The organism is Gelidibacter salicanalis (assembly GCF_016469035.1).
Classification (GTDB): Bacteria; Bacteroidota; Bacteroidia; order Flavobacteriales; family Flavobacteriaceae; genus Gelidibacter; species Gelidibacter salicanalis_A.
In genome coordinates this window covers 91,857-113,915 of the sequence record NZ_JAEHJZ010000018.1, presented here as the reverse complement: position 1 = coordinate 113,915, position 22,059 = coordinate 91,857, and the positions used below count along the sequence as shown (strand labels likewise).

Annotated in this window: 15 protein-coding genes; 2 read left to right on the top strand and 13 right to left on the bottom strand. The window is 35.1% G+C overall.

The window, feature by feature from the left end:
• Positions 1-16: 16 nt before the first annotated feature.
• The 5 genes from JEM65_RS08400 to JEM65_RS08380 form a co-directional block, all read right to left on the bottom strand.
• On the bottom strand, positions 17-1,849 hold the full coding sequence (locus JEM65_RS08400; protein ID WP_199598499.1) for a RagB/SusD family nutrient uptake outer membrane protein: 1,833 nt from the start codon (positions 1,847-1,849) through the stop codon (positions 17-19).
• Positions 1,850-1,860: 11 nt separating this feature from the next.
• A complete protein-coding gene (locus JEM65_RS08395; protein WP_199598498.1) occupies positions 1,861-5,013 on the bottom strand; it encodes a SusC/RagA family TonB-linked outer membrane protein in 3,153 nt (1,050 codons plus the stop codon).
• 375 nt (positions 5,014-5,388) lie between these two features.
• Positions 5,389-6,300 (bottom strand): sugar phosphate isomerase/epimerase family protein, encoded by a 912-nt coding sequence (locus JEM65_RS08390; protein WP_199598497.1) that lies wholly within the window; start codon positions 6,298-6,300, stop codon positions 5,389-5,391.
• Entirely contained in the window at positions 6,294-6,668 is a 375-nt protein-coding gene (locus tag JEM65_RS08385; RefSeq protein WP_199598496.1) for a hypothetical protein, read from the bottom strand. Before JEM65_RS08385 ends, JEM65_RS08390 begins: the two co-directional genes overlap by 7 nt.
• Positions 6,665-6,946 (bottom strand): hypothetical protein, encoded by a 282-nt coding sequence (locus JEM65_RS08380; RefSeq protein ID WP_199598495.1) that lies wholly within the window; start codon positions 6,944-6,946, stop codon positions 6,665-6,667. The genes JEM65_RS08385 and JEM65_RS08380 overlap by 4 nt, the downstream gene beginning before the upstream one ends.
• A 243-nt stretch (positions 6,947-7,189) precedes the next feature.
• Between JEM65_RS08380 and JEM65_RS23555 the strand changes: the two genes are divergently transcribed.
• The gene (locus JEM65_RS23555) at positions 7,190-7,645 is read left to right on the top strand and encodes a family 43 glycosylhydrolase (protein ID WP_439953503.1); all 456 of its coding nucleotides are present in this window, start codon (positions 7,190-7,192) and stop codon (positions 7,643-7,645) included.
• Positions 7,646-7,672: 27 nt separating this feature from the next.
• A complete protein-coding gene (locus JEM65_RS23550) occupies positions 7,673-8,038 on the top strand; it encodes a family 43 glycosylhydrolase (RefSeq protein WP_439953504.1) in 366 nt (121 codons plus the stop codon).
• A 147-nt stretch (positions 8,039-8,185) separates the two neighbouring features.
• Here JEM65_RS23550 and JEM65_RS08370 read toward each other — a convergent pair whose 3' ends face one another.
• The 8 genes from JEM65_RS08370 to JEM65_RS08335 form a co-directional block, all read right to left on the bottom strand.
• The gene (locus tag JEM65_RS08370; protein WP_199598494.1) at positions 8,186-8,935 is read right to left on the bottom strand and encodes a ThuA domain-containing protein; all 750 of its coding nucleotides are present in this window, start codon (positions 8,933-8,935) and stop codon (positions 8,186-8,188) included.
• Positions 8,936-8,945: 10 nt separating this feature from the next.
• Positions 8,946-10,226, bottom strand: coding sequence for a sugar phosphate isomerase/epimerase family protein (locus tag JEM65_RS08365; protein WP_199598493.1), 1,281 nt, complete (start codon positions 10,224-10,226; stop codon positions 8,946-8,948).
• A 95-nt stretch (positions 10,227-10,321) separates the two neighbouring features.
• Positions 10,322-11,407 (bottom strand): endo-1,4-beta-xylanase, encoded by a 1,086-nt coding sequence (locus tag JEM65_RS08360; RefSeq protein ID WP_199598492.1) that lies wholly within the window; start codon positions 11,405-11,407, stop codon positions 10,322-10,324.
• A gap of 92 nt (positions 11,408-11,499) precedes the next feature.
• Entirely contained in the window at positions 11,500-12,858 is a 1,359-nt protein-coding gene (locus JEM65_RS08355) for an endo-1,4-beta-xylanase (protein ID WP_199598491.1), read from the bottom strand.
• Between the two features lie 150 nt (positions 12,859-13,008).
• Positions 13,009-14,196 (bottom strand): endo-1,4-beta-xylanase, encoded by a 1,188-nt coding sequence (locus tag JEM65_RS08350; protein ID WP_199598490.1) that lies wholly within the window; start codon positions 14,194-14,196, stop codon positions 13,009-13,011.
• Between the two features lie 358 nt (positions 14,197-14,554).
• Positions 14,555-16,072, bottom strand: a complete 1,518-nt coding sequence (locus JEM65_RS08345) for a RagB/SusD family nutrient uptake outer membrane protein (protein ID WP_199598489.1) — start codon at positions 16,070-16,072, stop codon at positions 14,555-14,557.
• Between the two features lie 40 nt (positions 16,073-16,112).
• Positions 16,113-19,280 carry a SusC/RagA family TonB-linked outer membrane protein gene (locus tag JEM65_RS08340; protein WP_199598488.1) on the bottom strand — a complete coding sequence of 1,056 codons (3,168 nt, stop codon included), beginning with the start codon at positions 19,278-19,280 and terminating at the stop codon, positions 16,113-16,115.
• Between the two features lie 42 nt (positions 19,281-19,322).
• The gene (locus tag JEM65_RS08335) at positions 19,323-22,001 is read right to left on the bottom strand and encodes a glycoside hydrolase family 3 protein (protein WP_199598487.1); all 2,679 of its coding nucleotides are present in this window, start codon (positions 21,999-22,001) and stop codon (positions 19,323-19,325) included.
• Positions 22,002-22,059: the final 58 nt, after the last annotated feature.

Here is a 22,059-nt window from a genome sequence, read left to right as displayed (position 1 = left end):
AAAAACAGATTTGATTTTACCATCCCGGGTTTTGTGGGAATCCTTCGTACAATTCCGTATCATTCTGAGGAAACGGTAACCAATAATGTTTTTCATCAAAAACTTTAGTACGTATTATCTCTTCTTGGAAGTTGATCGGTTTTCCAGCGGAATTTCGGTCAAAACGGATACCTGTTTTCAATCGGTATTTCATATCTGTACCCAATTTCCAGCGTCTTACATCCATCCAGCGGTGGTTTTCGTAACTCATTTCTACGGCCCGTTCTCTACGGATCTCATCCATAAACTTGTTTACACTGGTTAAATTCTGTGGTTTAACATTTAAACTACCGTCTGGAACGGCACGTTCACGTATAGCGTTGATGGCGTCTACTGCCGACAAATTGAACCCAGGTGCTTTTCCATTTAAGCCATAAGCCATTACAGCAGCCTCAGCATACATGAGGTATACATCGGTAAGCCTTACATGAGCTCTCCACCCAAATGCTTCTACATTATCGAACTTATTGAAATTTCTTGGAGACCATTTTTTCATACCATATCCTGTTAGGGAACCTTTATTTTGATTAGGATTACGGTGTGCTCCACCATTATAGAGTTGGGCATATCGGTGTACTTGATTAGCGCCTGTAGCGGCTCCTATATTGTCAATCAACTGATCACCATCTACCACAATCCATTTGTTAAAACGGGGATCCCTGTTTTTCCAAGGATCTTGGGGATCGAACAAAGGACTATCATCACATGCCAAACCATCCTTCATTCCAAAATAATTATGGATATAGTTGTGGGTAGGGGCTGCACCAGTATCACCTGAACTAATCGCAACATCAGTTAATTGCCATATAGACGGCAAATAGCGAGGATACCAACCTACGTTTCCAGGTTGACTTAAAATAAACTCGGAAGAATAAGGATACTGTCCATTCTCAGAATAGAACACAGAACCATAATTATCCCAAGGCACCAATTGATATCTAGGCATTTGTATTACCTTGGCCAACGCTTCGGCGGCTTTTGTACTCAATTCCTTATTATATCCATAGGTATTATCACTGCCCTGCATTAATGGACTAGCTGCAAATAAAAGATTCTTTCCCTTCATGGCCATGGCCGCACCTTTGGTAATACGGAACATATTCTGCCCTCTAGTCTTCGCTCCAGGAGCCCAACTTGCATCGTCCCAATCTGCAGGAAGCAACGCAATGGCTTTATCAAAATCCGCATCTATTTTCAATGCAGTTTCAGACCATTCTGCTGGTCTTGGTATCTGCCAATCGTTCTCTAAAACCCTGTCTATATATGGTATAGAACCCCAGAATTTCATGATTTCATGATGAAAAAACGCTCTAAAAAAATAGGACTGTCCCATAATGGCATCCCTTTCTTGTTGCGTAGCATTTACCATTAAGGTCTCTGCATTTTCAATGGCTATGTTCGCTTTTCGTATACCTTGCCAGCTACTTACCCAAATAGAGCTTCTATCAAAAGGATAGTCTGCATTAGTATTCTTTGGTGAAGAATTATCACCACCTTGCACAAGCAGAAACATACCTCTTTGAGTTGCCCAGTTCCCGTAATCACCTTGATCTACACTAAAATCGAACATCCAAGTACGATTATTCACAGATTCTTCGCCATAATAGCCGTAATACTGCCAGAAAGCTCCGGCATAATCAACCATCATAGCGTACATTTCCTCTACCCAACCTTGAGAATTATTAAAATCTTGGAAAACTTCATTGATGCTTAGGTCGGTTTCAATTGTCTTATCTAAGTAATCTTCACAGGAAACAGAAATTGTTCCTATCAAAAATACGCAGCATATTATTTTAAATATTTTTTTCATAATAATCGCTCTTAAAAGTTAATATTTAGCCCTAGATTAATTCTCCTAAACGAAGGATAACTTCCTCTAAAATTACCATTTTCATTGCTCAATCTATCATCCGGAAGCTTCGACCAGAAGGCCAAATTGTTTCCGTTTAGGTACACCCTGTAACTGCTACCTTCTTTGGAACCAAAACTGTATGCAAATTCCATGTTTTGTAATTTTATAAAAGAGGCATCATACCAATATCTATAAGAATCTGTACTGTGTTGTGTGTTATTAAATCCACTAAGAACATGTTCTCCATCAGGGTTGTCCTTGCTCCAATAGTCGGAAAGAAAATCAAAGTACAAGTGAGATTCTGCAACAAATGTCCTGTCTTGATATGATCTGGACGCATTGCTAACCCCATAAAATTGAACACTAAAACTAAATTTCTTGTAGTCAGTCCCCAAGGATAAGTTAAAAGTATTCTGAGGCCGTTCCGTATACCCAAAAGGTGCTTGATCATACTCTCCACTTACAAACCCATCAAAGTTCCAGTCCTGTTCATCATAGAAACCAGGTCTACGTGCAGCTTGGTTACTTTCCTGAGGATAGGAACCATATACATCATCCCAATTCATCATTAAATCTCCCCTTATTATTTCACGTGGTTGACCTATAGCATATCCAGCCGCTTTTTGATACGACGGTCTAAGCGCAGGATCCTCCTTATAAATTATCTCATCCTTGGTAAAGGTATAGGCAAAATCTCCATTAACACTCCAATTCTCCGTAAGCTGTTGCTTATAATTTAGAACCATCTCCATACCTTTTACAGATGTTTTTCCTAGGTTGGCATCCGCAGGTTGAAAACCAAAAAAGCTAGGAACACTCCGGTCATTGGCAGGAATAACGATATTATCACGATCCTCCTTAAAGAAATCCACGTCTAAGGTGAACATATTTTTTAGTACAGCTAATTCAAAACCGATATTCGCTTTCTGCGAGGTCTCCCATTGCAGATTCGGGTTTCCGATTGTAGCTTCATTATAAAACGTGTAGGGAGATCTACTCCATTTGTCACTGTTATTCAAATAAGCACTTCCTCCACTGCCCCACTGGGAGACATAGCCCCATCTTCCACCTGAAGAATCATCACCTACTATACCGTAGGAACCACGAATCTTAAGCTTGTTTAACCAACTGTCGGTACCACTCATAAAGCCTTCATTACTTACCATCCAGCCCATGGCCACGGAAGGAAAGAGATCAAACCTAAAACCAGGCCCGTATTTCTCCGATCCGTTATAGGCTCCATTCACATCAATAAAATAACGGCTATCATAGTTATAGGTAGCTCGGGCCACCCAATCTTCCCGATATCTTGGGAACATATTTCCTATAGCATACTCCTCCCTGTTCATTAAAGCCAACAGACCTACGGTATGTTTATCTCCAAAAACACGATCATAATTAAAAGAAAGCTGGTAGAACAAACGTCGACTAGAATTATTATCATCAATACTCAAACCGTTTCTAGACCATGGCTGAACCACATAATCAAATTGATTTTCACCCGGAGGGGTCACATAATAAAACGTTCCATCATCATTATAAATCTTGAAAGTCACATTGTCATCTGCATCGATTTTAGGGTCATTAATTCCCTCATTACCTCTAAAGTTGTTATCAAAGGAAAACGAACCTCTAAAACTTAAACCTTCTGTAATGAAGTCTAATTTTTGTTGTAGAACAAAATCGGTATTTACCTGTACCCTATGTTCATTGGTATCGCTTCTTGCTGTCAAAGAAACCGCAGGGTTAAGGATATCGTATCTATCGACTACTGCACGCCCAAAAGTACCATCAGGATACAAAGGATAAAACAAATCTGGTGCCATTTCGTAAATACTGTTATTAAGTAATGATCTATCAACACTCTGACCACCTTGAACCCCATAATACCCAGAAAGGTTTACGGAAAGACGGGTAGATTCGGTTACGTCAAAATCTATATTGCTCCTAAAGTTAAAACGATCATAGGAAAAATCTGTAGCATACCCCCTTCCGCTATCAAAGGCCTCTGCGTCATAGATATCCCCTACGTGGTTATAGTTAATAGCCCCAAAGTATTTTACAGACTCGGTACCTCCTCTAACGGAAAGATCCATCTTATAATCCATGGCAAAATCTTTTTGTGTCGTGTCTATCCAATCTACATTGGGATACACATACTTATCAGTATCATTGATTGGATTCCTATACCTATCTGCAATTGACTCGGGTACATAATATCTCCAAGCCCCCTCATTAGCCGGGACAGAACGCTCAATAGACTCATTGGCGGCTTTTATACCATTATAAGAATCGTATTTTGAAGGTAATTTCGATGGCGCTTTCAAAGTCGAACTGGCCGTTAAAGAAAGTTGTGCCTTACCAATTTTACCTCGTTTTGTAGTGATAAGGATAACCCCATTGGCTCCTTTTACACCAAATACAGCGGTAGCCGAGGCATCTTTTAATACAGAAATGCTCTCCACATCATTGGAATTGACATCGTTCATACTCCGCTCAATACCATCTACCAAAATAAGTGGCTGCCCACTACCGTTCCAGCTACTCCTTCCACGAATATAAATATCAGGAGACTCTTCTCCTGGGCGTCCCGTAGAAGAAATAGTAGTAACACCGGGCAAACGCCCAGTAAGCGCCTGTCCTACCGTAGACACCCCGCCAGACTGCAACAGTTTTTCCCCAGAGACCTGCACGATGGAGCCTACTACACTTTCTTTCTTTTGTGTACCGTAGCCTATAATGACAACTTCGTCCAAGACAGAATCTTCGCCCTCCATAACCACATTAATTTCCGTTTTGCCGTTAACCACAATTTCCTGAGTTGAAAAGCCCAAATAGCTAACGACTAACGTAGCGTTAGCGCGTACATTTATTATAAAATAACCATCAAAATCGGTCATTACACCATTTCCAGTACCCTGTTCTAGAATATTGGCGCCGATAACAGGAATACCCGTTTCCGCTTCGGTTACGGTACCCTTAACGGTAATAGTCTGCTGAGGGTGATTATTGGCCCAAATGGTAAAATGGGACATAAGAATGAGTAATACGAAGAGCCTCATTTTCCTGCCTAAATTAAAACCGAAAATGGGCTGTTTTTCGTAAAGGATTTGTTTTTTCATACATTTAAATCTTTTATAGTCACTTAAATCTGTAAGTTTTGGTTGATACTTGTTTTAACCGGCCAAATTCATTCATAGGATTTCTACTTATCATGGCTTAAATCTAACTAATACATAATTTCATTGTTTTCACTCCATAATATTAAATTACTTGTTTTTAAAAAAAACGCACTGTTATAGATTCATTTTAGTACGCCGCTAACTTGCACTGTAATGTTAATAAAAGGTTAAACATATTAAAACAAAAAATGAAGCATATACTATAATTAATGTTGCAATCATGCCTTAAAAGCGGATAATACTACATTAATAACGATGCGTGTGACATATAATATATTCTAAGGTGTTTGAACATGGCGTTTCATAATCAAACGTTTATTTTAATAATTCATAATAAATATATTCCCATGCTAGTCCCACACTAAACAAAGGTGGAAAGCTATAATCTTCAACTTCTGATATTATATATTGAACACCTGATAATTCTTGATATTTAAAAATATGCTTGAAATCTATTTTACCGCTTTCTCCTAATTCTTTAAAGTCTTTAACATGCCAACTTATAAATCGGTTAGGATAGGCTTTAAAATAATCGACAGGATTAACACCGGCGACATGCATCCAATATATATCCGCTTGAAAATACACATATTCCGGATTGGTGTTTTGAAGAAAGTAATCATAAACTCTCACTCCTACAACCATTAAAAATTCATCGGTATGATTATGAAAAACAAATTTCAAACCATTGTCTTTACATAGCTTTCCTACTTTGTTATAAGAATTGCAATAATCTTGAAGGTCTTTAATAGTCTTAATGTTTTTTATTTTACTATTTGAAGTAGAAAGATACTCAACACCCGCTTTTTTATGATCTTGTATAGTCTTAGTCCACCACGTATTTATTACAGTATCATCATTTTTATCTTCAGGACCGAAAAAAGTCATAGAAGCCAAAAATTTCATGCCCGATTTTTCAACCATAGCTCTAAACTGTTCTGGACTTTGACCATAAAAACGACCTTTTTCATATACAAAAATTTCAATATAGCTATCGCCCATTCTACCTAATTGAGTTAAGGTTTCTTCTGGATTCTTAAGCATATCGTCATGAACAGAAACGAGCTGTATACCAATATTTTTGCTTTTAGGATTGTCTTTAATATATCTGGTTTTCCATAAACTATGATTTTCATTATCAAAACCTTCTAGTACCACATCCTTATAATTTTGAAAGTTAAAATCAACCTTCATTGTTAAATTATCATCTAGGTCTCTGTCTAGCATCGTCCAATTTTTTCAGATGTAAAGATTCCTTTTCCACTAAAAAATGCGCCTTGTGCATTATGGTCTGCTGCAAAAATAGTATCGGTAACACTATCATAACCAATAATTTCAAGAAGTATAGGATGGTATTGGTTACTATTATCTTTTTGTGAGACTTTAACTGTGAGAGAATGGTTATTGAAATTAGTCATACTACTCATTTTTATTTCGGGAAATAGGCCTACACTATCTCTGCTTGGGTTAACAGCACTTATCCACTGACCAGAATATTGTCTAAGTCTGTCCTTTTGAGATGATATACTATACTTGTTTTGAGCAATACACACAAAAGACTTTAATACTATAATTAAACATAGAGCTATTTTCATTTTTCTAACTTTTTATTAAGATGATTAAATATTTGTGTTTTCATTTCCGTATTATAGGCCTCCAATACAAATGGATTTTTTTCTATACGAGCATCTTTCCAATCATGCCATTGAAAACCTATTTTGTTAGACCAGAATTCCCAATTCCAATTGATGTAGCAAAATGCTTTTATCCCAGGGTTATTATAAAGCATTTCGAAATAAGGTTTAAACCATTTATTCCAAGAAGTTTCACCATCTAAAACTCCAACATAACGAGGTGCAGACTCACCTACCATCACTGGTTTTTTATGGTTATGCGCAGCGTTAAAAAAGTTTTGTAAGCCAATATTCGAAAATTCATCTGGACTGAAAACATCAATTTTGAGGATCTAAATAAGCGCGCTATTTCACAACCATTAGTAACAAACATTTACACTGCAGATCCATCTGCCCATTGTTTTAATGGAAAAATATATATTTACCCATCTCACGATATAGACGCCGGAGAAGCATTTGATGATTTAGGTAGTCATTTTGCTATGGAAGATTACCATGTTATTTCTATGGATTCCGTAAATAGCGAAGCTGTAGACAATGGCTTAGCTCTGCATGTGAATGATGTGCCCTGGGCCGAAAAACAAATGTGGGCTCCAGATGCCAATGAAAAAGATGGCAAATACTATTTATTTTTTCCTGCAAAAGCTTACGATGGAATCTTTAGAATTGGTGTTGCAATTAGTGACTCACCAACAGGTCCATTTATAGCACAACCCGAAGCCATTAGAGGAAGTTTTTCTATAGATCCAGCCGTTTTTAAAGATGACGACGGTAGCTATTACATGTATTTTGGAGGTCTTTGGGGAGGACAATTACAACGCTGGAGAACTGGTGAATTTAACGCAGCACAACCAAATAGTCCAACAGCATTTTTACCAGAAGATAATGACCCTGCATTATTGCCTTTTGTTGCAAAAATGACCGATGATTTATTATAATTTTCTGAGACGCCTAAACCCTTAGAAATTTTAGATGAAGCAGGAAATTTATTACTAGCAGGCGATAATGACAGACGCTTTTTTGAAGCCTCTTGGATGCACAAATACAACGGTAAATATTACTTTTCTTATTCTACTGGTGATACACATTTGATATGCTATGCCATTGGTGATAATCCTTATGGACCATTTACTTATAAGGGAATAATTCTAGAGCCTGTTGTTGGCTGGACAAGCCACCACTCTATTTATAAAGTAGACGAAAAATGGTATTTGTTTTACCATGATTCCTCTTTATCTAAAGGAGTTACACATTTAAGATCTGTTAAATTAGCAGAAATAACATATAATGAAGATGGAACTAATGTTCCTCTAAAACCATACATTGAATAGTTTAGTTTGTTTAGTTTAGTTTAGTGTGAAAAAAGGAGCTCAAACAGTTGTTATTGACTCCTTTTTCTTATGCCAACTTTCTGAATTTATCGCATAGCGATAAAAACTAATATACCTTTTCAGCACTTATAATTGGTACGAAATAATTTACTTAGACGCCCAGTATATGGCTCCAAAAATGTGATTCAAAAAGTTTTTGTCCTTGTAAGATTCAGGCTTATGTCCTAAGGCAGTATAAAACGATTTTCCTCCTTCATAATTTTGATACCATGAAATAGGATGTATTTGCCCCATACCTTTTAAAGGCATTTCATCATAACCCGCTGTAAAATCATAAGAAGCTTCATCAACAGTTAATACCACATTTAGATTATCTAAATCGATATTATTAAAGTTATACCACTCATCACTTCGAAGCCATTTATTTGGTAGATGCCATGTTGCTGGAAAATCATTATTCTTAACTTTCACCATGGCTGCTTGCAATTTTGGATGATCTACAAATTTCGCTCCAACAAGACCATCAAACCAGGAGTTATTGTTTTCACAATCTGCTGTTGCGTGTATGCCAACAAAGCCTCCGCCGCGTTTCATGAATGCTTTTAAGGCAACCATATGCTTTGTCTTCAAAGAATCGGCATTGGCATTCATAAATATTACGACATCATGTTCTGGTAATTGCTTTATAAGATCATTTGGCCTTTGTGTCCAATTAAACTTAAACTGATGTTCTTCTGCCATATCTTCAAAAGCCTGAACAGCAAAAGGGATGGTATTGAAATGCCAATCATCGTGTTGGGTAAACAATAAAACACGAAACTGATCTTGAGCATTCGTTTTAATCATTATAAGGACACATATAGTTAATAAAAGATACTTCATTTTAAAAGGTTTCATAATCAAACGTTTATCTTAATAATTCATAATAAATATATTCCCATGCTAAACTCACACTAAACAAAGGTGGAAAGCTATAATCTTCAACTTCTGATATTATATATTGAACACCTGATAATTCTTGATATTTAAAAATATGCTTGAAATCTATTTTACCACTTTCTCCTAATTCTTTAAAGTCTTTAACATGCCAACTTATAAATCGGTTAGGATAGGCTTTAAAATAATCGACAGGATTAACGCCAGCGACTTGCATCCAATATATATCCGATTGAAAATACACATATTCCGGATTGGTATTTTTAAGAAAGTAATCGTAAACTCTTACCTCTTCCACCATTAAAAATTCATCGGCATGATTATGAAAAATAAATTTCAAACCATTGTTTTTACATAGCTTTCCTACTTTGTTATAGTAATTGCAATACTCTTGAAGGTCTTTAATAGTCTTAATGTTTTTTATTTTACTATTTGAAGTAGAAAGATACTCAACACCCGCTTTTTTATGATCTTGTATAGTCTTAGTCCACCACGTATTTATTGCGGCATCATCATTTTTGTTTTCAGGATCGAAAAAGGTCATAGAACCCAAAAACTTCATACCTGCTTTTTCAACCATAGCCTTAAACTGCGTTGGACTTTGACCGTAAAAACCACCATTTTTATATACAAAGGTTTCAACATAACTATAGCCCATTCTACCTAATTGAATTAAGGTTTGTTCTGGGTTTTTAAGCATTTCATCATGAACAGAAACGAGCTGAATACCAATATTTTTATCACTAGGATTGTTTTTAATATATCTGGTTTTCCATAAACTTTGCTTGTTATTATCAAAGCCTTCTAATATAACATCCGTATAATTCTGAAAGTTAAAATCGACCTTTATGGTTTTATTACCATTAAGATCTTTATCCTGCATGGTCCAATTATTTTCTGAAGAAAACTTGCCTTTCCCAGTAAAAAATGCGCCTTTTGCATTATGACCTGCTGCAAAAATAGTATCGGTAACACTATCATAACCAATAATTTCATGAAGTATAGGATGGTACTGGTTATTAGCATCTTTTTGTGAGACTTTAACTGTAAGAGAATGGTTATTGAAATTAGTAATACTACTCATTTTTATTTCTGGAAATAGGGCTACACTATCTCTGCTTGGGTAAGCAGCACTTATCCACTGACCAGAATATTGTCTAAGTCTGTCCTTTTGAGATGATATACTATAGTTGTTTTGAGCAAGACACACAAAAGACTTTAATACTATAAACCAACATAGAGCTATTTTCATTTTTCTAACTTTTTATTCATGTGATTACATATTCGTTTATTCATTTCCGTTTTATAGGTCTTCAATCCAAATGGATTTTTTCATGTCTTAATTTTTCAATCTTTTAAACCTTCCAAAAAGCCAAGGTAAGCCGGCTTCGGTTGTAAATTATCATCGTAAATACTAGGCCAATCTCTCATATTAAAAAACCCTCTAATCCAGGTATCTCTATCTGTAAAATCCCATAATGTAATTCCGAACTGCTGTTCTTTAGGTACTATTTCTTTATACATTTCAATTAGATTTTTATATTTTTCTGCCTGAGCTTGTTTCATTTCATCTGTTAGTGAACTATAATTTTCAATACCACCCAACCTTTCATCGTTATGTGTATTAAAAATAATATCTACTTCAGATAAATGTATTTGCAATCCGGTTTCTGCAGCTTTTTTTAATGAATATGCTATAATTTCATCTGGGATATCCATTCTTATGTGCATTTGAAAACCTATTCCAGAAATTGGAACGCCTTTCTCCTTAAATTCATTTACCATTTTAATTACGGCATGTAACTTCGTGGTATCGCGTTCTATATTAAAATCGTTATAAAATAAAACGGCATCAGGGTCTGCTTCATGAGCATATTTAAATGCTTTTTCTATATAACTTTTACCTAATTTATTGTACCAAAACGTTTCTCTATAATTACCACCACTAGATTCAAAAGCCTCATTAACAACATCCCAAGCAGCAACTTTACCTTTGTAACGTCCAACATAACGTGTTATGTATTCTTTCATAAAGCTATCTAACCATAGACTATCTTTTTCTGCTTTAGCTATAACCCATTCTGGAGTAGAACTATGCCAAATTAAATTATGTCCAAATAATCGCTGATTATGTGTTTCGGCATAATTCAAAATGGTATCGACAGTCTTCCAATTATAATTATTTTCAGTCGGTATTATGGACTGCATTTTCATATCATTAGTGGCCGTAATGCTATTAAAATTCTGTTTTTGTATTTTTTGAAGCTTAGCGTCATTCATTAAAGTATGAATCTTTATTGCTGTTCCTATTGGAAAAGTTGAAGCATCTTTTAAACCTATAGTGCTATTCCTTTTTTTTGAACTATTACAAGCCAGAACACTTAAGACAAGTACTAATATGCACCCTGATTTTATAAAATATATTTTCTTCATGTTTATTATCTTTTTTACAGAAAAAACAGTTCTAAAATTTAAAAAACACTCTTTTAAATCTTAAACCTGTTTTTGAAATTTATGAAATTTATTTATTGCAATCCTCCTAGGAATCCGTAATACGATAGTTTTTTATTATAATTTGAATCAAACAGTAAAGGCCAATCTGCATTTCCCCAGAAATCTATTAACCAAGACTCATTATCTCGAACTCCCCAAACGGTTAGCGCAAATTTATTTTCTAAAGGAATTGAATTATATATTTGAACTACTTCTTTATATTTTGCGCTTTGTGCTTTAGCTCTATCGTTTGACAGCACAGTTAAATCGTTATTAGGATTAGCTCTAATGTCTAATTCAGCAAAATGTAGTTTTAAATTTCTTGAAATAACACCATCAGCTAAATTTTTAATTTGAGACGCTGAAGGGCCGTTGTATGAAATATGCATTTGAGCACCTACGCCATCAATTAAATCACCTAATTCATCAACCAATGTAAACATTGCTGCTCTTTTTGTTGCGCTAGAAGCCATATTATAATCGTTGTAAAAAAGCAATACATCTGGATCTGCATCTCTCGCAAATTGAAAACATTTTTTAATATAATCATCTCCCATTTTTTGTTTGAAAACAGATTTTCTTAAAGGGTTGCCGCTTCCATCTTCCAGTGCCTCGTTTACAACATCCCAAGAACGTACTTTTCCTTTGTATCTCGTAACTGTAGTTGTAATATATGCTTTCACCATGGCTTCAAATTCAGCGTCAGTTCCAGAGAAATTTTCAACCCAACTTGGTGTCGCATTGTGCCAAATTAATGCATGACCATGCACATACATATCGTTTGCCTGTGCAAAACTAACAATAGCATCAGCAGCACTAAAATTATAAGACCCTTGAGCAGGATACATAACGTTCATCTTCATTTCATATTCGGAAGTCAAACTATTAAATTCATTCTTTAATAGTTCAATGTACTTTCCGCTTCCTATTACCCATGATGATCTGGTGATATTTCCAACGGCAAAAGTTGTTGCCGCATCCTTTAAACTTGTGCTACTTGTAGATCCACAAAGTCCATTAGGGCAAATTCCATTTTCATCAACTTTTATAGTTTTACTTTCTTCTGTTGTAACGCCATTATAAACAGCATAAAATTTCACGGTATAATTGCCAACTTCATTATATCTCACCTCTACTAAACCGCTGCCAACATTGACCTTTCCTTCACCTAAACCATAATCCCACAAACTTTGATATTGAAATGAACTTTCCGTAGTATTTTGAAATATGGCTACATAAGGATCTGTAGCTGAAATGGTATAACTAAATGAAGCTTTGACTGTAACTGGCGTTTCAACTTCAGACTCAATTGTACTTCCCTGTTCATCGTTAGAACAAGAGCCTAAAAACAACGTTGTAACGAATAATAGTATTAATTTATTTATCTTCATAATATTTAGGAATCAATAATGTATACTCTTATTTTTTTACTTTGAAGATCGCCAATAATAGATATTCTCAATGAAGTCGCCATATCTCAAGAAAGATGAATTGAAACAACTTAATTCATCTTTAGAGTTTTCTTAGTATAGATTTACTTGTTATTTGAGACTCTCTAAAACGGCCTGTCTCGCCAGTTTTGGTTTCATATCTCTATTGTACAGAAGCGGATAATTAGTCCTATTTGGTATTGGATAATCATTTTTCCAGGACATACCATCATGCATTCCCCAAAAAGTGACTCTATCTATTTTATCGCTGTTCTTTACAAAAATTCCAAATAATTCTTTATAACGATTAGCTAGTTTCTGTTCTACGGATTCTGGTAAACCTTCTTTGTAGGGGTCTAGAAATGTTTCGAACTCTTCTAATTGAAACTGAGGTTCCATCATACTACGCCCAATGATTTGACCTTCTTTAGTAAGTGGTAATACATCAACATCTAATTCTGTAATCATAACTTTAACGCCTAATGCAGCATAAGCATCGATAGCCTCTTGAATATATTCATTCTTAGGGAAATTTAAACCCCAATGCGCTTGAATTCCTATACCATCTATTCTAATTCCAGCATCTTTAAGCATCTTTATCATCCGAACAATTCCGTCTCTTTTTTCAGGGCGCCAAGCATTAAAATCATTATAATATAGTTCCGTATCAGGCGCATATTCACTTGCATATTTAAAGGCCAGTTTAACCATCTCATCACCATCACCAATACTATTTACCCATGTGGTCGATCTATAAGAGCCATCATCATCAATAACCTCGTTTACAACATCCCAAGCTTGCACTTTTCCAGCATATCTTCCCGCAACCGCTTCTATATGTTTACGCAATTGTGCTTTCTGCTCTTCAGGAGAATTGGGTTCACCATTTTTATTGGTAAAAAACCAAGCAGGTGTTTGATTATGCCATATCAAAGTGTGACCAATAATAAACATGTTGTTTTCTTGACCAAAGGCAACAAAAGCATCTGCTGCTATAAAATCATAAACTCCAGGCTTTGGATTTACAATTTCAGCTTTCATACAGTTTTCTGGAGTTATAGTATTGAACTCCTTTTTTACTATTTGTTTTGAAGTATTATCCTTATCCAAAACATCATTGACACTTAATGCACTACCTATTAGAAAGTGATTTTTAAAAGCAAATTTTAATCCTATATCTTGATTTTTATTTGATTCTGGTGAAGTTGTATTCTCTATAGTCGTTTTATCATTGCATCCTGTTAATATAAGTAAGGCACAAATTACTTTAGAAAAATTTTTAACTGTAAGTTTTTTCATATTGCTATACTTTTTTAATAATTAAAGTCTATTGAGAAGTTATATAATGCATCTTATACTTTATAAATAGAGATATTGTGACTTCATTCCCATTTACTATTTAAAATACTCTTATATAATCTATAACCACAAATACTGGATATTGGTACACGATTAACGTTACGGGTAAATTACCGCCAACAAACAAACTTATTAGCAAGTAAAACTCATCAATAAAAGAATAAGGAGACCACTTGTAGTATTGGGCGTGAATGTTTTATAAACTCCACAATTTACCCCCAAGCAATTCGTTTATAGACATTTAATAGAACAAGCCATAGCAATGATAACTATGACTTATTCTATTTAATCATTAAAACTAGTTTATAAGTTCATTTGTGTTAACTTCTTTTAGCGGAATTGGTAACCCCATAACTTCCGATTTAGTCGTATTTAATGTAAGATCTACATTGGCATTAAAACCGGGGTTATTATTATGTTTATTTATCGTGTTCTTTAGAAAATAATCAAACCCTCTACGTCTATTGTTATGCGAATCTTCTCCTTCGCCTATTAATTCAAAACGGTATTCCATCATTATCGCATCTCTAAAATTTTCTTTAGATCCTAGATACCCAGCGTGAGGTACTTTGCCTACTCTGTCCAACAATTCTGTAACATAACCTAATTGTTGACCATTTTGTAATTCATTAGAAATTTCGGCAAGCATAATGAGTAATTCTCCGTAACGGTATATAATGTGGTTCTGGTTATTAAACTGGTTACTATGAGTCTTATCTTTTTCAGCAAATTTAAAAAAGTATGGATTCGCTATTTTAAAATTTGCTCGTGTTGCATCGGCAGGATAAACTTTAATGATATCTCCAGTGTTAGCATTTGCATATTCACTTAAATAAGTGGCATCAATTCTTGGGTCTCCTGGATATGTATTAACATGCTGGTCATAAACATCAGCATGTACTCTAAGGTATCCATAAGCTTGTGATGCCTTATAATTGGGTGGTGTAAAATTTCTTCCCATTTGTGAATTTGCAGCATCTTGACTTATTTGAAGTTCAAAAATAGATTCTGTGGAATTTTCATTTGAATCGGTAAACAAGCTACTGTAATTAGGTACTAAAGTATATATTCCATATACTTTCATAGCTTCAGTATATGCCATTTGCCAATAGTCCATTTCTGTTAATGAACCTTCACGTAAATCTGGATTGGTAGCCAATGTCATATACACTTTTGCTAATAGCATATTGGCAGCATATCGTTTCGGATAACCATTACCACTTGCTCCATTTAATAAACTAGCTGCATTTTTAGCATCACTAATAACTTGTGCATAAACCTCTTTCGCTGTTGATTTTGATTTATTTAAATTTTCAGAATCAGCAAGTTCCAACCATAAAGGAATATCTCCAAAAAGTCTTACTAAAGAAAAGTATGACCATGCACGCACAAAATACGCATGACCGGCGATATCGCTAAAAAGCAATTCATCTTTGGTAGAAGGATTATCAACAACTGTAATTGATTTAATTGCTGAATTTGTTTGTGCTATAGCACCGTACAAACCACCCCACATGGATTCAGAATCACCATCATAAGTAGGCTTTAATGAAACGATCTGTGAGTTATGACTACTATTTATATTGTCCCCACCTCTAGCTGCGACAAATAATCCTGAAAAACCATTGACTACAAATATACGGCGTTCTAGCGTATTGTAATTGGTTAGCTCTTGATAAATGCCATCTAATGCAGCAGATGCACTTTGTGGCGTATCATATAATGTTTCGTCTAAAAATATTGGATCTTCATCTAAGTTACATGAACTAGATAAAAAACCAAAAATCAATATTAAAATAAATTTGAAATTTTTCATGTGTTTCTGTTTTTTGTTTTTTTTTAATATTCAATGGTGCTTAGAAATTAATATTTAATCCTAATAATATAGTACTTGCATTTGGCGATCCATTCCAATCAACACCATTTATAAGTCCAGTGTATAAAAAGTTTGTAATCTCAGGATTGTATCCGCTATAATGTGTCCAGGTTACTAAATTTTGACCTGCGATATACACATTCAGACGTTCAAAAAACTTACTTTTTTCAACAGGGATATCATATCCAATAGTCACATTGTTCAATCTCAAATAACTGCCATCTTCAATAATACGATCTGAAATTGCAGGACGGTTTTCGGTAGTAAATCCTATTCTTGGATAGATGTTTGATTGACTGTTTGGCCTCCAAGCATTATTATAGGTGGCCGTTAATATATTTCCACCATCGCCTTCTGCATTTCCTAATCGCAACAAGTTACCATTAGCAATATCGTTACCGTAAACCCCATTAAATTGGAAATTAGCAGTAAGTCTTTTTAATTTGAAATTTAAATCAAACCCATAAACAAAATCTGGGTTTGGATTTCCAATAAATGTTCTATCTAACAAATCGATTTTACCGTCTTTATTTTGATCTACAATTCTTATATCACCCGGTTTCGCACCTTCTGTTAGATCTGTATCTTCTGTTTGATATACCCCATTGGTTTGATAACCATAAAAAAGACTCATTTCTTCACCTTCTACAAATACATTTGCTGGTGATTTGAATACAAGCCCTCGACTAATATTATCTCCAAAGTAGAAAGACTTTTGTTGCGCAGTACCATCTATATAAAAATCTTTTAAAGGAATCCCTAAAGTTTCAATTTTAGTTTTATTAAATGCAATATTTGCACCTATATTTATTTGAAAATCGTCTGTAGAAACAGGAGCTACATTAAATGCTACTTCTAATCCTTTGTTAGAAATGGTTCCTCTATTTATAAGTATAGTACCAAATCCTGAAGAAGTTGGAATTGGACTCCTTTGCAATAAATCTTTCGTCGTCTTATCATACATATCAATACTTCCAGAAAACCTATTGTTTTTAGTCGCAAAATCTAAACCAAAGTTTAGTTGTTCGGTAGTTTCCCAAGTTAAGTTAGGGTTTGCAATGTTATTTAGCGATAATGGCACACTTGTTCCATTTCCAGGAGTTCCATATAAGGATCCGTTTATTCCATAATTAGACAATGTTCCGTAAGGCCCAATACCATGATTTCCTATTTGGCCCCAACCAGCTCTTAGTTTTAAATCTTCAAAAAGGTTTAAACTTTTAATAAATTTTTCATCTTCAAGTCTCCATGCTACTGCAAATGAAGGAAAAAATCCATATCTGTTATTCTTTGAGAATTTCGACACCCCATCCCTACGGAAAGATGCTGTTAGGATATATTTATCATTAAAGGTGTAATTTACACGCCCTAATAAAGAAAAAATTTGTTGATCTGATCTAAAAAATTGTAATGGCTGTGTAATTATAGACGCTAAAAATGGCTGTTCTGTAGTCAGCTCTGTAGTTACAAAATCTTCAACAGCATAAATACTATTTTCTACATTTCTTACATCATAGGTAACACCAGCAGTTGCATTTATTCTATGCTTATTGTTAAATGTTCTATTGAATCTCAAAAAATTATTAATTTGATACGATGATGCATTTAAAGTTGATATTTGTAGTGCCCCGTTTGCATTAGCACCTTGATAAGTTGTTATTCCATAAAAACGTCTTCTATCTTTTGTTCTTACATCTCCTCCTGCTTGTATTTGATAACTTAAACCTTCTAAAGGAAGTTCATAAGTAAGTCCTAAAGATCCAATATATCTTTTTTCTTTAGAAAAATCAGAAAAATCATTTACCCATGAATAAGGGTTTGCAGCTTCTAAATCTTGCCCTAAATCTTCAATTTCTCCAGTAATTACAGGTCTAAATGTTATAACATTATTAACAAAACTTTCACTGCCCCCAATCAAATCTCCTGATTCTGTAAAATCGGTGCTATTAAAAAACCCACTGACTCTTGTCTCTAGTTTTAAATTCTCATTAAGATCTTGATTTAAATTAATTCTTAAATCACCACTTTTAAGACTCGAATTAGCAACAATACCTTGTTGATCGTCAAACCCTGCAGATATATAATAATTACCATTATCACTACCTCCAGAAGCAGACATTCCTACTTTCGTACTAAATCCTTGTCGGTATAATTCATCTTGCCAATTTAAAATTTGTGCAGGGGTATTTGAAACTGTTGGATTATTTGCAGCATCATAAGCAACTCCAAATACTTGCGAACCATTTATTTCGTATCCTGGATCTTCACCATTTAATCCATCTATTTCATTTTGATAGTTAGCATAATCAACACCATTTAAAACGTCATATTTTTTTGTGATTGTTCTTACAGATGTTGTTATAAATGAATTGATTTTAACCTTCCCATTCTTCCCTTTCTTTGTTGTTATTAATACCACTCCATTTGCTCCCCTAGAACCATAAATAGCTGTAGCTGATGCATCTTTTAAAATTTGAATACTTTCAATATCCCTTGGATTAATTCCAGTTAAACCATTTTGATTTTCTTGACCTGAATTACCCACGCCTCCAGAAGCTATTACATCTTCTCCAGCTGAGGATATAATAACACCATCGATAACATAAAGTGGCTCATTGTTTCCCCTTAAACTATTAGCACCTCTAATCTTTACGCTAATACCAGATCCTAATGATCCTGCATTTTGAGTAACTTGAACCCCTGCTGCGTTACCCTGTAGCAATTGTTCTACAGAGTTTGATTGAATAGCTACATCAGCGTTAACTTTCACAGTTGTCACTGCTCCAGTAACATCTTTTTTGAGTACCGTACCATAACCTACCACAACAACTTCGTCTAACTGAGTTTGGTCTTCTAACATTATTATATTAAAATTGGTTTTGTTAGATACGTTTACCTCTTGTGAAGCATAACCAATATATGAAAACATTAAAGTTTTTGCTTGATTGGAAAGGATTGTAATATTAAAATTCCCATCAAAATCTGTAGAAGTTCCATTTGTTGTTCCCACAGCAATTACGGAGACACCGGGAATTGGCACTCCAGATTCATCTGAAACAGTACCAGACAGCGTTTTTGTCTGAGAGAAAACGCTTTGTGTACAAATCATTACCAAAGCAATGACTGCCAATTTAAACTTGATCTTCATATTAAAATAGTTTTAGTTATTAATTTATTTGGTTGTTTTTATTTAATTTATTAGTGATATTATTTTTGTTATCACTCCACTTGTGGCGGTATCTGCAATCCCTTTAAAACCTGGTTGCTTTCCCCCAACGCTTAATTCTAATGATCCTGGTTCTAATAAAGATTCACCATTCTCACTTATTAAAGCGTAGCTTTTTGGGCTTATAATAAACATTACTTTTTTTGCTTCACCAGCTTTTAAATGAATCCTTTCAAAACCTACCAACGTTCTAGTGGCGGCATTTTCCTTTCCTTTGTGAGAAACATATAGCTGAACGACTTCATCTCCATCAACTACTCCTGTATTTCTAACCTCGACATCTACATTAATGTCGTTGTTTATGGTAACCTCGTCTGGGATGTTCAAATTAGTATATGCAAAACTGGTATAGCTTAAACCATGACCAAATGGAAAAAGAGGATCTCCTGTAAAATATTTATAAGTTCTATTCTCCATGTTGTAATCTTTAAAATCTGGTAAATCAGTTACCGATTTATAAAAGGTTACTGGAAGTCTTCCTGCAGGATTATAGTCACCAAAAAGTACATCAGCAATAGCTTTTCCACCAAATTCTCCTGGATACCATGCCTCCAAGATGGCAGGCACATTATCTCCGGCCCAATTGACCGCCAAGGCACTACCGTTCATCAAAACGACAATTGTTGGTTTCCCTAAAGCGACAATCTCTTTCATGAGACGAATTTGAGTTTTTGGTAATGTAATGTCCGAGCGATCACCTTTATCAAAACCTTCCAATAAAACAGGCATTTCTTCGCCTTCAATCTCTGGAGATAGACCCAAGCAAAGCACCACCACTTCAGATTTTTTTGCAGCTTCAATGGCTGGCGTCAATAAATCTTCGTTCATCTTAGCCCAAACAAAATGTGCTTGTGGATCAGTGTGATAATTATGGTATTCAATCTGAATATTATAGGATTTTCCCTTTTCCAATGTTAAATCGGAATAGAACGTTTTTGGCTCATGGTCATCACTAAATTTAAATAATTCAGTACCATCCACGATTAATTTGCCACTGCTACTTGCTTTTAACCCTACTCTGTATGTTCCTGATGTTTTCGGCACCAATTGACCAGTCCACCGAACGGAAAAGACATCTTTTTGCAATTCTGAAATGGGTCTTTCAGGTGTCCAGATAAAATCGATCATGGCATCGTTTCTTGTCAACACAGGGGTTCCCTTTAAATCTTGATTATTGTAATATTCGCCTTTCAAGCCATTGGCCTTCCCATTTTTTAAAAATTCAGTCGGAATGGCATTCAATATGGGCCAACCTTCTGCGATATCGCTTCCCAATGCGTAGTTGACAGTTGCATTTGGCAATTTATCCTTGATTGCTTTTAATGGTGTTTCGTAGTTTAGTGGTGTTCCGTGATAGTTGCCCAAAAGCGCCTGCTTAGAATTGGCATTTGGACCAATGACTGCAATCGATTTTATATTTTTTGATAATGGTAAGGTGTTATTGTCGTTTTTTAACAAGACCATGGATTCTCTCGCTATTTTTTCAGAAAGTGCATAATGTTCTTTGCTCGCAACAACATCGTAGGATATCTTGCTGAAGGACACATCTTCTTCCGGATCAAACATTCCCAGTTTGAATCGCGCTGTAAACAATCTTTTTAAGGCGATGTCCAATTTAGACTCATCAATCATTTCCTTTAAAACTGCTTCTTTCAAATTAGGGTCAAAAACACTACCACAATTTAAATCCGTCCCACGCTCAACTGCAAGCGCACCAGCTTCTGCCGGTGTTTCGGCTAGACCATGACGGTTGGGCTCCCAAAAATCATTGATGGCCCAACAATCAGATACAACATAGCCTTCAAATCCCCAATCGTCACGCAATATTTTTTTCAATAGAAGGTTGCTTCCACAACAGGCTTCATCCCTAAATCTATTGTAGGCACACATTACAGAATGCACCTTCGCTTCTTTAACGGCAGCCTCAAACGCTGGCAAATAGGTTTCGTATAAATCTTTATTGGATGTTTGGTAATTATCTTCGTGTCTAGATTTTTCCGGACCACTATGTACGGCAAAGTGTTTTGCAGTCGCTACCAATTTCAAATATTTACCGTCATTACCTTGAAGTCCATTAATATAGTTGACACCAATTCTACTTGTTAAATATGGGTCTTCACCATACGTTTCCTGCCCTCTTCCCCATCGCGGATCTCTAAAAATATTGATGTTTGGTGTCCAAAATGTTAAGCCTTGATAGATGCCACGCTGATCTTCCTTAATAAATTTATGGTGTTTAGCCCGAGCCTCATCAGAAACTGCTGTTCCCATTTCAAAAATCAATTCTGGATTCCAAGTGGAGCCCATACCTATACCTTGTGGAAAGACCGTAGCTTTTCCTGCTCTTGCCACACCGTGTAGACACTCATTCCACCAGTTATATTCAGGAATTCCAAGTCGTTTAATCGCAGGAGCATCGTAGCGCATTTGAGATACTTTTTCTGATAAGGTCATCTGACTGACCAAATCCTCTGCACGTTTATCGAAATCCAAAGAAGTGTCTTGAAACGCAAATTCATACTTTTTTTCTTTATCATTTACAGAAGAACCACAAGAAACAACAACGCCAAAAATAATTAGGCTCGCTATTAAATAGGCAGTTTTAAGTGGTAATCGTTTTAGTAAATAAATGGATTTAATCATTTAATATTTTTTTGATAAGTGGTTAGAAGTGGCTCAAAATCAAAATCAGCAATAAAAG